Source organism: Streptomyces sp. H39-C1, assembly GCF_027158125.1.
GTDB lineage: Bacteria > Actinomycetota > Actinomycetes > Streptomycetales > Streptomycetaceae > Actinacidiphila > Actinacidiphila fildesensis.
Genome location: NZ_JAPVLS010000072.1, coordinates 23,828 through 35,925, shown reverse-complemented (window position 1 = coordinate 35,925; position 12,098 = coordinate 23,828). Strand labels below are relative to the sequence as shown.

The window sequence follows — 12,098 nt, the reverse complement described above, 5'->3', positions numbered from 1 at the left end:
CCAGGGACCTAGCGCCGGCCGAGCAGAGCCATGTCCGCCTCGTCGAGTACGAGGGCGCCCGCCGCCATGTTCTCCGCCAGGTGGGAGAGCGAGCCGGTGCCGGGGATCTGAACGATCGAGGGCGAACGGGCCAGGCCCCAGGCGATGGCCACTGGGATCGCGGTCGCACGGTGCCGCTGCGCGACCTTGTGCAGGTTCTCGTCGGAGAGCGGGCTGTGACCGCCGCCGAGCGCGAAGAACGGCATGAAGGTGAAGAACGGTATGAAGGTGCAGGAACCGGCGCGCGAAGCGTGGGGCACGGCAGTGGAATCCCGGGGCCGAGCAGTGCGGGAGGGCCGTGGGGTTGGCTGCCGGGCCGGGCGGTCCGGCAAGGGCCGTCCAGTTGGTACCACAGTGTTGTGCGCCGGCGTGGGCAACGCCGTGTGGATGAGGCGGGAAACCGTATGGGGCTCCGGAGCCGGCAGGCGGCTCCGGAGCCCCACGCACGTTTCCCCGAGCCGTGGCCGGTTGTCCGTCCGCCCGGGACCGGGCGCCGGGGTCCGGTGCGGAGCTCAGGGGGAGGAGACTGCACCAATGACAGTTCAACGCCGCCCGCTGGGCACCGGACCGCTCCCCGACACCGATCCGGACGAGGGGCGGGCCCAACGGGCGATGACGCCCGCCGAACGCGCGGCCGCGGAAGCGGCGAGAGCGGCGGTGGAGGAGCAGCTTCCGGCGGAACCGGCGTCCGTGAGGCGCCCACTGGGCGACGGCTCGCAGCCGGACGCCTGATCCCGGGCCGCCGCCCTCGAAACCCCTGACGCATCGGCCGGCCGTCAGGGGCCGGGCGGCGTGGCGGCCTGGAGTCGTCCGCGTAGGGACTGTTCTCGCGCGGGCTCCGCGGATCACCGGGCTCCGGATCACCGGGCCCCGGACCGCCCGAGCCCCGGATCACCTGGTTCCGGTCATCCGGGTTCCGGATCACCCTCCGCGCCGTCGCCGTGCTGCTCGTACCAGCGCCGGATCCGTTCCATCTTCCAGATCACCGCCCGGTCGATCTCCTCCGCGCTCAGCCCCGTGGCGGCCGACAGGGTGTCAGGACCGATGAGGTCCTCGGGGCGGCCCTGCAGCGCGCGGCTGATCTTTCCCGCCCACAACTCCTCGGCCACGAACGGGCGCCTCCGGTACTCGTCCCGCAGTGCGGTCAGGTGCTCGGGCGAGCAGACGACGATCAGCCGCTTCCCGTCCTTGCCCGGATCCCGGGCATGCACCGCCGAGGAGTCCGGCACCAGATCGAGGCGGCCCTGCGCACCGATGCGCTGGCCGCAGAGGTCGCAGATGTCCGGGAACGGTGCGGGCTCGTCCGATGCCATACCCAAGGGCTACCCCGAAGTAGCGCGCCGATAGCGGCCCACCCGCCGGCGTGGGGTGGTCACGGGGGCGCTCGTCGCGGGCCGGGCTCCCAGCGCCCACGCGGCCCGGAATCCCCACTCTAGAGACATGGGATGTCTCAGTCCAGCCCACCCCTGCCTCGATGGAGACAACCGCGCTTCCTTTTGTTCAAGATGGCATCGCACAAGCGATATTGGCCACTTGCCTTGGGGTTCGAGGGCGACGTAGAGTCCGAGCGAAAGTCGAGACATCGGATGTCTTCCAGGCTCCGGTTCTCCACTGCCCGCGCTCCACACCCCGGCCGATCAGAGAGAAAAGCTCCGTGAAACTGCTGCGCTTCGGCGCCTCCGGCCATGAGCGGCCGGGCGTCCTCACCGACGAAGGTGCGGTGCTCGACCTGTCGGCGCTCACCTCCGACATCGACGGGGCGTTCCTCGCCTCCGGCGGTCCTGACCGGGTCAGGACCGCGCTCGCCGCGGGCACCCTGCCCGTCGTGGACGTCACGGGGCTGCGGGTGGGTGCCCCCGTCGCGCGCCCCGGCAAGGTGGTCTGCGTCGGCCTCAACTACCGCGGTCACGCCGAGGAGACCGGCGCGGCCATCCCGCCGCGACCCGTGGTCTTCATGAAGGATCCGGGCACGGTGGTCGGGCCGTACGACGAGGTACTGATCCCGCGCGGATCGTCGAAGACCGACTGGGAGGTCGAGCTCGCGGTCGTCATCGGCAGCCGGGCCCGCTATCTGGAATCGCCGCTGCACGCTCTCGACGCCGTCGGCGGATACGCGGTCAGCAACGACGTCTCGGAGCGCGAGTTCCAGCTGGAGTTCTCCCCGCAGTGGGACCTCGGCAAGTCCTGCGAGACGTTCAATCCGCTGGGCCCCTGGCTGGTGACGCCGGACGAGGCCGGCGACCCGCAGAAGCTCGGCCTGCGGCTGTCGGTCAACGGCACGCAGCGGCAGAACAGCGCGACCGGCGACATGATCTTCGACGTGGCGTATCTCGTCTGGTACCTGAGTCAGTACATGGTCCTGGAGCCCGGCGACGTCATCAACACCGGCACTCCGGCGGGGGTCGCCCTCGGCCTGCCGGGGACCCCGTACCTGCGCCCCGGCGACACCGTGGAACTCGCCATCGACGGTCTCGGCGCGCAGCGTCAGACGTTCGCCCAAGCGTGAGAGGCCCGTTCATGACGCCGACCACCGCCCGGATCACCGCGGTCGACACGTACGACATCCGGTTCCCCACCTCGCGTGAGCTGGACGGCTCGGACGCGATGAACCCGGATCCCGACTACTCCGCCGCGTACCTGATCCTGCGCACCGACGCCGGTGACGGGCTGGAGGGCCACGGGTTCACCTTCACCATCGGGCGGGGCAACGACGTGCAGGTCGCCGCGATCGACGCGTTGCGCGGGCACATCGTCGGCCGGCCCCTCGACGCCCTGTGCGCCGACCCGGGATCATTGAACCGCGACCTGATCGGGGACAGCCAACTGCGCTGGCTCGGCCCGGAGAAGGGCGTCATGCATATGGCGATCGGTGCCGTCGTCAACGCGGTGTGGGACCTCGCCGCGAAGCGCGCGGACAAGCCGCTGTGGAAGCTGCTGTCCGACGCCGACCCAGAGTGGCTCGTCTCCCAGGTCGACTTCCGCTACATCGCCGATGTCCTCACCCGTGAGGAGGCGCTCGGCCTGCTGCGCCGGGCCGCGCCGGACCGGGCCGCGCGTGAGGCGGACCTGCTGCGACGCGGCTACCCCGGATACACCACCTCGCCCGGCTGGCTCGGCTACTCCGACGAGAAGCTGACGCGGCTCGCGCGGCAGGCCGTCGCCGACGGCTTCACCCAGATCAAGCTGAAGGTCGGCGCCAACCTTGGTGACGACATCCGGCGGCTGCGGGCCGCCCGTGCCGCCGTCGGTCCCGACTTCCGGATCGCCATCGACGCGAACCAGCGGTGGAACGTGGGCGAAGCCATCGAGTGGACGAAGGCGCTGACCGAGTTCGACCCGTACTGGGTCGAGGAGCCCACCAGCCCCGACGACATCCTCGGCCACGCGGCGGTGCGCGGCGCGGTGGCGCCGGTCAAGGTCGCCACCGGGGAGCACGTCCAGAACCGCATCGTCTTCAAGCAGCTGCTGCAGGCGGAGGCGATCGACATCCTGCAGATCGACGCTGCCCGGGTCGGCGGCGTCAACGAGAATCTCGCGGTCCTGCTGCTCGCGGCGAAGTTCGGGATCCCGGTGTGCCCGCACGCCGGCGGGGTCGGACTCTGCGAGTTGGTGCAGCACCTGTCGATGTTCGACTACGTCGCGCTGTCCGGTACGACCGAGGACCGGGTCATCGAGTACGTCGACCATCTGCACGGGCACTTCGAGAACCCGGTCGTCATGCGGCGCGGGCACTATGCCGCGCCGCTGGCACCCGGATTCTCCGCCGAGATGCTTGCCACGTCGATCGAGGAGTACACCTATCCGGACGGCACCTTCTGGGCCGCCGATCTCGTCGGCCGGGAGACCGCGGCATGAGTGACCTTTCCGTCGGGAACAGACACAGCCGGGAAGAGACACGGAACGGGCCCCAGCAGGATCAGGCCTGACCACGAACAGGCACGGAGGGAGACCCGCCATGAGAGTCGCGCTGCACACGAAGGTCCGCGAGGACCGCATCGAGGAGTACGAGGCCGCGCACCGGCAGGTGCCGGAGGAACTGGTCACCACGATCCGCGCGGCCGGTGCCACCTCATGGACGATCTGGCGCAGTGGCACCGACCTCTTCCATGTCCTGGAGGTCGAGGACTACGCGGCGATGATCGCCGAACTGGCCAAGCTCCCGGTCAACGTTGCCTGGCAGGCCCGGATGGGTGAGCTGACGGAGATCGCGCACGACTACTCGGCGGGCGGCTCCGACGCGTCGCTGCCTGTGGTGTGGGAGCTGTGACCCGGATGCGCATCGTCGATTCCCATCACCATCTGTGGGACCTGGCGGTCCGCGACCAGGACTGGATCACGGGTGACGCGCTGGCCCCGCTGCGCCGGAACTTCGCCCTGGCGGACCTGGAGCCCGAGGCGCGTGCCGCCGGAGTCGAAGCGACCGTCGTGGTCCAGACGGTCACCGTCCCGGAGGAGACGCCGGAACTGCTGGCTCTCGTGAACGGCGACAACCTGGTCGCCGGTGTGGTGGGCTGGGCCGACCTGACCCACCCGGGCATCGCCGACACCCTCGCCGCCCTGCGGGAACTGCCGGGAGGCGACCGGCTCGTCGGCATCCGGCACCAGGTGCAGAGCGAGCCGGATCCGCGGTGGCTGCTGCGCCGGGACGTGCTGCGCGGGCTGGCGGCCGTCGCCGCGGCGGAACTCGTCTACGAGCTGGTGATCCTTCCGCACCAGCTGCCCGCCGCGTACACGGCCGCCGAGCTGCGGCCCGAGCTCACCTTCGTCCTCGACCATCTCGGCAAGCCGCCGATCGCGAGCGACGAACTCCGACCCTGGGCCGATACCGTGCGCCAGCTGGCCACGCTGCCCAACACCGTCTGCAAACTCTCCGGGATGATCACCGAGGCCGACTGGGACACCTGGACGACCGCCGGTCTCGCACCGTACGCGGACACGGTGCTCGACGCGTTCGGCCCGGACCGGCTGATGTTCGGATCGGACTGGCCGGTCTGCCGGCTGGCCGGCTCGTACGCCCAGGTCGTCGCCACCGCACGGGAGCTGACCGGCTCCCTCGGCCCGGCCGAGCGCGAGGCGGTCTTCTCCGGCACCGCCACCCGCGTCTACGGCCTGTGACGGAAGCGGACCAGGAGTGGGCCGGGAGCGGGACCAGAATCGGGACCAGGAGTGGACCCGCAACCGGCCACCCGCCCTTCCAAATGGCTGATGGCTTGGAAAACCATTAGGAAGAGGTTTACAGTCGGGACCATGGACACCTCGGATCCGCAGCCCGGCGCGCCGCTGCTCGGTGAGCCGCTGCCGGTCGAGCTGATGAACACCGTCTGGGCCGACCGGGACGGTCTCCATGACGCGCTGGCCGACACCGACGACCTGGCGCGATGGCTGCGAGCCGTGGCCCCGCGCTTCGAGCCCGCGCTCGCCCTGGACGAACCGGCCGCGGCTTCCGGGCCGTCGCTGCCGGCGCCGCTCCTGGACCGGTATCAGCAGCTGCGTGACGCGCTGCGGCGGCTGGCGGCCGTCGTCACCGAGGACCCCCGCCCGGCGGCGGCCTCGGCGGCTCCCGATCTCGCGGCGGCGGTGGAGGCGGTCAACCAGGCCTGCGCCTACGCGCCCGAGTGGTCGCGGCTGGTGTGGCCCGAAGGGGGAACGCCGTCCCTCGCCACAGCCAGTGCGCCGTCACACGCCACCGCGGCGGCCGCAGCCCTGTCGCGGATCGCGGAACAGGCCGTCCAACTGTTCGCCGGACCGGACCGGGGAGCGCTGCGGGCCTGCCGGGCTCCCGGCTGCGTGCTGTATTTCGTGCGGGCCCACCCCCGCCGGGAATGGTGCTCGGCGAACTGCGGAAACCGCGCCCGCGTCGCACGCCACTACCAACGGCACCACGCCGATTCCCCCGCGTAGTTCGGTCGGGGCACGACCCGGCCGGCTGAACGGTCGGCCGGCCGGGTCGTGCGTCACTGATCAGGAGCAGCTGATGATCAGCGAGGTGATGACGGTGCAGGTGCGGGTGGCGCTGTTGTTGGCGGAGTTCAGGTCGACCGGCGCACTGGCGGTGCGGGTCGCGGTGACGCTGTAGGGCAGGTTGAGCGACAACAGGCCCACGGGGACGGTGAAGTGGCGCGTGGTGGCGGCGCCGGAGGACAGCGTTCCCACGGTGCAGTTGATGTGGCCCGCGCTGACACCGCAGTCACTGGAGGTGGCGGTCATCGGCGTGGGCAGAGCCGCGGTGACCGCTGCGGAGGTCAGTGCGGAGGGACCGTGGTTGGTGACGGTCAGCGTGTAGTTGATCTTCCCGCCGAGCAGTCCCGGCGCGGGGCCGGCCACCAGGGCGACACTCACATCGGCGGCGGCGTAGGTGAAGTGGTCGGCGGCACTGACGGCACTGGTGCCGGCCGCCGTGGTGACCCGCACATCCACCGTGCCGACCGTGCCCGCCGGAGCGACCGCGGTGCAGGAGGTCGGCGAGCAGGTGACGGCGGCGGCGTTGTGCCCGGCACCGAAGGTGACCGCGGTGGCGTCGGACAGGGCCGTACCGGTGATGGTGACGGTGGTGCCGCCCGCGGGCGGGCCCGTGTTGGGGCTGACCCCGGTCACGACGGGCGGCGGAACGGGCGCGACGGTCGTACCGATCGCCACGCCGATCGGGTTGCGGCCGACCGCGGTGGTGGTGGCGACCGCGGCGGTCGCGGTGTCGATGACGGAGGCGGTGTTGGAGCCGAGGTTGGCGACGTACACATGGGCGCTGTTCGGGGTGACCGCCACGGCGGTCGGGCTGGAGCCCACCGGTGTGGTGGCGACGACGGAGTCGGTGGCGGTGGTGTCGATGACCGACACGGTGTTGGAACTGACGTTGGGTAGGTAGACATGCGCACCGTCCGGTGCCGCCGCCACGCCCTGGGGGCCGAAGCCGACGGGAATGGTGGCGGTGACGGTGTTGGTGGCGGTGTCGACCGCCGACACCGTGTTGTCGCTGGCGTTGGCGACGTAGGCGGTCGTGGCACCCGCCGGGACCGCGTGGGCCGGGGCGGCAACCGCCGTGAGGCCGGTGAGGCCCAAGGCGGCCGACGCGGCCAGTGCGGTGAACCTCTGACGCCTTCCGGGATGCGGATTTCTGGCGAGACCCTGGCACTGCCTGGCGAATTACGGACCGTGTCCACCCGCGCGGGTGGGCGCGCCCGGGACCCGGTTCGGTGCTCGGTTCGTGGCGGCCGGGACGATAGGCTGATCAACGCCACATGCCGCACTTCCGGCGTACGGTCGCGGCCGGGGGGCCGTCCGACCGGCCGGGACGGCAGGGGGAAACCTGCGACCGATGGACGGTCTCTACGCCAACTACATGCACCGGCCTGCCCTCGCACTGCCTCCGGGCACGAGGGCCGGGGAGGATCCAACGTGTCACGCCAGGTACACACCGTCGGTCCGGACCGGCCGGATGCCTTCCGCACCATCGGTGAGGCCCTGGAACGGGCCCGGTCCGGAGCCGTACTGCGGATCCTCCCGGGCAAGTACGAGGAACGGCTCACCATCACCTGCTCGGTGACCCTGCTCGCCGCCGAGGGTCCCGGCACGGTGGAGATCGCCCCCCGGCACGGAACCGCCCTCACTCTCCTCACCGACGCCGTCCAGCTGACCGACCTCGGACTGCGCGGCTACGATGCCGAGCTGCCGGTCGCCGACACACCGCGCGGCCAGCTCGCCATGGACGGCTGCGACATCACCGGCTCCGCCTGGACCGCGATCCTCAGCCGTGCGAGCGGCTCGCTGGCACTGCGCGACTGCCGGATCTCCAACTCGACCGGTGCTGCCGTGGTGATCACCTCTGGCGCGGAGAGCTACCTCGAAGCCTGCGTCATGGAGAACCTGGGCACCTCCGGTGTGGTGATCGCCGAACGCGGCAGCGCGACGGTACGCCGCTGTGTCCTCCGCGACGCCCGGGGGAACGGCATACTCGCCAACGGCGAGGCGCAGGGCGTCGTGGAGGACTGCCGGATCTCGGGAACCGAGAAACCCGCGGTGGCGCTCGAGGGCGAGAGCGCCCTGCGGGTCGTCAGGACCGAGGTGCACGACGCGGTGGTCGGCGTCTACATCACCTCCGGCGGCCGCAGCGTCCTGGAGGACGTGTCGGTCACCGGAACCACCGGCCACGGCTTCGTCCTCACCGCCGGCACCGCACCGCACCTCACGCGCTGCCGGAGCGAACGCACCCGCGGCCACGGCCTGCTGGTGACGGACCGGGCCCGTGGCACGTTCGAGGAGTGTGTGTTCCACACCGCCGAGGGCGCGGCGATCCGGGTCGCGGGACCGTCCTCGCCGGTGTTCACCGGGATCCGGGTACAGAACAGTGCCGCGGTCGGCGTGCTCCTGGAAGAGGAGTCGGCCGCGGAGTTCGACGGACTCGACGTCGAGGGAGCCGGGGAAGCGGCCGTCCGCGTCCGGTCCGGCGCCGCTCCGGTGCTGCGCCGCGTACGGATATCCGACGGCGCGGGACCCGGGGTCGAGGTCACGGCCGGCGGCCGCGGCCGGCTGGAGGACAGCAGCATCGACCGGTCCGGCGGAGCGGCGATCCGGGTGGAGGTGCAGGGCACCCTCAGCGTGGCCGGCACCGTGGTGCGCGCGCCGGAGGGTTTCGGGGTGTCGGTGGGGTCGTCCGGCACGGTCACGCTGCGCGACTGCGATGTCGAGGGCGCCGTGGCCGGGGGCGTCCTGGTGGAGGACGGGGGAGAGGTCGCGGCGACCCGCGTCCGGGTGGAGAGGTCCGGAACCCACGGAGTGCTGGTCGCGGCCGGCGGCCGCGCCTCGTTCACCGCATGCGAGGTGTCGACGAGCGACGGTGACGGGATCAGGGTGCAGAGCACCGGGCCGGTGACGATCACCGCCTGCTCCGTACGGGAGAACCGGGACAGCGGACTGCGGCAGACGGTGGCCGGCGAACGGCTGGTCGTGGCGGAACTCGACAGTTCGGGCAACGGAGTTCCCGACATCTGGGGCACCCCCGAGGCCGCGCGGGAGGCGGGCGGTGGCCGGCTGCCCGCCGGGACGGCACCCGCGCCGGTTCCCGGGCGCGCGACCGAGGGTCCGATCGGCGAACTGGAGGCGCTGATCGGCCTGGCCGGCGTCAAGCAGCAGGTGCTGACACTGATCAATCTGAACCGGCTCGCGCAGCGCCGGGCGAGCCTGGGTCTGCCGCTGCCGCCCATGAGCCGTCATCTGGTGTTCGCGGGACCGCCCGGCACGGGCAAGACCACGGTCGCCCGGTTGTACGGCAGCATCCTGGCGCAGCTGGGCGTTCTGCGCTCCGGTCATCTGGTGGAGGTGTCGCGGGCGGATCTGGTGGCGCAGGTCATCGGCGGCACCGCGATCAAGACCACTGAGGCGTTCACCCGGGCGCTGGGCGGTGTGCTGTTCATCGACGAGGCGTACACCCTGCTCTCGGACGGGAAGGGTTCGGGCGCCGACTTCGGCCAGGAGGCGATCGACAGCCTGGTCAAACTCATGGAGGACCACCGCGACGACGTTGTGGTGGTGGCCGCGGGCTACGGCCCCGACATGGAGTCGTTCCTGGCGTCCAACCCGGGACTCGCCTCGCGGTTCACCCGCAGCATCGAGTTCGTCGACTACACGACCGACGAACTGGTCACCATCGTCGACAGCATGTGCACCGCGCACCGCTACGAACTGGATCCGTCCGCCCGTGAGGCGCTCGTGGTGTGTTTCGACCGGATCCCGCGGGACGCGCTGTTCGGCAACGGCCGGACCGCGCGCAAGACCTTCGAGGAGATGGTCGACCGGCAGGCGTTCCGGCTCGCGGAACTGCCGGACGCCAACGAGCGCGACCTGACGCTCCTGGTGGCCGAGGACGTCGGGGTCTCCACGGAGGACGACACCGCCGGAACCGCCGGGCCCGGACCGCTGGACAGGCTCCAGGCGATGGTGGGTCTGGCCGCGGTCAAGCGCGAAGTGACGGACCTGGTCAATCTGCTGGCGACGACGAAGCGCCGGACCGAGGCCGGGCTGCCGGGTCCCCGGATCAGCAACCATCTGGTGTTCGCCGGGCCGCCCGGCACCGGCAAGACCACGACCGCCCGGCTCTACGGGGAGCTGCTGGCCTCGCTCGGGGTACTGCCGCAGGGCCAGTTGATCGAGGTGTCCCGGGCGGACCTGGTCGGCCGCTACATCGGGCACACCGCGCAGCTGACCCGGGAGGCGTTCGACCGGGCGCGCGGCGGTGTCCTGTTCATCGACGAGGCCTACGCGCTCACCCCGGAAGCGGGGAGCGGCTCGGACTTCGGGCAGGAAGCGGTGGAGACCCTGCTGAAGCTGATGGAGGACCACCGGGACGAGGTGGTGGTGATCGCGGCCGGCTACACCGAGGAGATGGACCGCTTCCTGGCGTCCAACCCCGGTCTGGCGTCGCGGTTCACCCGGCATGTGGAGTTCGAGAACTACACGTCGGAGGAACTGGTCACCATCGTCCGCGACCACGCGCTGGCCAACGGGTACGAGTGCGCTCCGGGAACCGCGGCCGTGCTGACCGAACTCTTCGACGCGGCGCCCAGGGGCAGATCGTTCGGCAACGCCCGGCTGGCGCGGCAGACGGTCGAGGCGATGATGACCCGTCAGGCGGGCCGGGTGGCCGCGCTGGCGGAGCCCGATGTCGAGGATCTGCGCATGCTGCTGGTGAAGGACATTCCGCCGGCCGGTGCCCGGCACGGAGTCGGCGGATGAGTACGAACGGCGGCCGGACGGAACCGGCCAACCGGCGCGACCCCGAGGAACACTGCGTGAATGCCACCGTCCCCGCCCGTCCGCGCCCCTTCGCGCAGCGCCGCTGGCCGGCCGCGGCCGCCGGTGCGGTCCTGCTGACCGTCGCCGCCGTACCGTCCGTGGCGTCCGCGGACGGGATCGACCTCCCGCCCGTCCCGACGGCGGTGGACCGGGACAAGCCGTGCACAGCTGCCTCGTCGACGGTGGCCCGCGCGGTTCCCTGGGCGCAGCAGAGCCTCGATCTCACCCATGTGTGGAAGCTCGGCCAAGGCGCTGGAGTGACGGTCGCGGTGGTCGGCACCGGTGTGTCCGGCACCGCGCCCACCCTCACCGGACAGGTGTCCGCGCTGGGGGACGCCGGTACGGACTGCGTCGGCCACGGTACGTTCCTGGCCGGTCTGATCGCCGCGCGGCCGAGCGCGGGCCAGGGATTCTCCGGGATCGCGCCGCGCTCCCGGATCCTCGCGGTGCGCGGTACGGGTGATCGCGGGGAGCCGGACGCCGGCCGGCTGGCCGCCGGAATCACCTCGGCCGCCGACGCGGGCGCCAAGGTCATCGTGGTCGGAACGGCGCTGTCGAAGGAGACCCCGGCACTGCGGGCCGCCGTGCGGCACGCGGTGGACAAGGACGCCCTGGTGGTGGCCCCCGCCGCGCCGGAGACCTCGTCACCGGACGCCGCACCGGCCCCGGCGTATCCGGCGGCGCTGCCCGGGGTCCTCTCGGTGGTCGACACGGGCCCGGAGGGCGTCAGGCCGCAGAATGCGCCGGTGCCGGAGCGGGCCGATCTGTCGGCGCCGGGCGACGGAATGGTGAGCGTGGGACCGCGCGGCGGCGGCCATTGGACGGCGTCCGGCAGCGCGGAAGCGGCAGCCGTGGTGGGCGGGGCGGCGGCGCTGGTCCGTTCGTACCACCCGGAGCTGACCGGGGCCGGGGTACGGGACCGGCTGCTGGCGACGGCGTACCCCGGAGCGCAGCCCGCGCTGGATGTGTACGCCGCGGTCTCGGCGGTGCAGCCGCCGAGCGCGCGCCCCGAGCGAGCGGTCGGGCCGCGCACGGTAGCGGTGCCTGCCGCGGTCGTGGGCGGCGGTGCGCGGCACACCGCGCTGCTCGTCGCGGGCGGTGCGGCCGGTGTACTGGTGCTTTCCGTGGTGCTGATGACCGTGGTTCCCCGGGGCCGTGCCCGCCGCTGGCGGCCGGGTACCTTCGGAGCCTGAGCACATACACCGGGACGCCCGGCCGCCGGAGCGGCGGCCGGGCGTCCCGGGATTCCTCCGGTGCGGTCGCCGGCTCCTGCG

Annotated in this window: 11 protein-coding genes; 8 read left to right on the top strand and 3 right to left on the bottom strand. The window is 72.0% G+C overall.

Going from position 1 to position 12,098, the window contains the following annotated elements:
- Window positions 1-8: 8 nt before the first annotated feature.
- Window positions 9-299: an aldo/keto reductase gene (locus tag O3W51_RS35155; protein ID WP_244809635.1), complete on the bottom strand. Its 291-nt coding sequence runs from the start codon at window positions 297-299 to the stop codon at window positions 9-11.
- Window positions 300-573: 274 nt separating this feature from the next.
- Here O3W51_RS35155 and O3W51_RS35150 point away from each other — a divergent pair, with 274 nt between their 5' ends.
- Window positions 574-771 (top strand): hypothetical protein, encoded by a 198-nt coding sequence (locus O3W51_RS35150; protein WP_138355655.1) that lies wholly within the window; start codon window positions 574-576, stop codon window positions 769-771.
- A gap of 173 nt (window positions 772-944) precedes the next feature.
- Here O3W51_RS35150 and O3W51_RS35145 read toward each other — a convergent pair whose 3' ends face one another.
- A complete protein-coding gene (locus O3W51_RS35145) occupies window positions 945-1,352 on the bottom strand; it encodes a hypothetical protein (RefSeq protein ID WP_244809636.1) in 408 nt (135 codons plus the stop codon).
- Between the two features lie 341 nt (window positions 1,353-1,693).
- On the opposite strand from O3W51_RS35145, the gene O3W51_RS35140 reads away from it, so the two are divergent.
- The 5 genes from O3W51_RS35140 (at window position 1,694) to O3W51_RS35120 (ending at window position 5,940) form a co-directional block, all read left to right on the top strand.
- A complete protein-coding gene (locus O3W51_RS35140) occupies window positions 1,694-2,545 on the top strand; it encodes a fumarylacetoacetate hydrolase family protein (RefSeq protein WP_138355656.1) in 852 nt (283 codons plus the stop codon).
- Window positions 2,546-2,556: 11 nt separating this feature from the next.
- Window positions 2,557-3,894: an enolase C-terminal domain-like protein gene (locus O3W51_RS35135; protein ID WP_269288325.1), complete on the top strand. Its 1,338-nt coding sequence runs from the start codon at window positions 2,557-2,559 to the stop codon at window positions 3,892-3,894.
- A 100-nt stretch (window positions 3,895-3,994) separates the two neighbouring features.
- The gene (locus O3W51_RS35130) at window positions 3,995-4,306 is read left to right on the top strand and encodes an L-rhamnose mutarotase (protein WP_269288324.1); all 312 of its coding nucleotides are present in this window, start codon (window positions 3,995-3,997) and stop codon (window positions 4,304-4,306) included.
- Between the two features lie 5 nt (window positions 4,307-4,311).
- Complete coding sequence (locus O3W51_RS35125; protein WP_138355659.1) at window positions 4,312-5,154, top strand: amidohydrolase family protein; 843 nt, start codon at window positions 4,312-4,314, stop codon at window positions 5,152-5,154.
- 132 nt (window positions 5,155-5,286) lie between these two features.
- Window positions 5,287-5,940: a CGNR zinc finger domain-containing protein gene (locus O3W51_RS35120; protein WP_138355660.1), complete on the top strand. Its 654-nt coding sequence runs from the start codon at window positions 5,287-5,289 to the stop codon at window positions 5,938-5,940.
- Window positions 5,941-6,000: 60 nt separating this feature from the next.
- On the opposite strand, the gene O3W51_RS35115 is transcribed toward O3W51_RS35120, so the two are convergent.
- Window positions 6,001-7,095, bottom strand: coding sequence for an IPT/TIG domain-containing protein (locus O3W51_RS35115; protein ID WP_269288322.1), 1,095 nt, complete (start codon window positions 7,093-7,095; stop codon window positions 6,001-6,003).
- 336 nt (window positions 7,096-7,431) lie between these two features.
- Between O3W51_RS35115 and O3W51_RS35110 the strand changes: the two genes are divergently transcribed.
- Together O3W51_RS35110 and O3W51_RS35105 are read left to right on the top strand one after the other, a co-directional pair.
- Complete coding sequence (locus O3W51_RS35110) at window positions 7,432-10,764, top strand: right-handed parallel beta-helix repeat-containing protein (RefSeq protein WP_269288321.1); 3,333 nt, start codon at window positions 7,432-7,434, stop codon at window positions 10,762-10,764.
- The gene (locus O3W51_RS35105; RefSeq protein WP_138355663.1) at window positions 10,761-12,017 is read left to right on the top strand and encodes a S8 family serine peptidase; all 1,257 of its coding nucleotides are present in this window, start codon (window positions 10,761-10,763) and stop codon (window positions 12,015-12,017) included. The genes O3W51_RS35110 and O3W51_RS35105 overlap by 4 nt, the downstream gene beginning before the upstream one ends.
- Window positions 12,018-12,098: the final 81 nt, after the last annotated feature.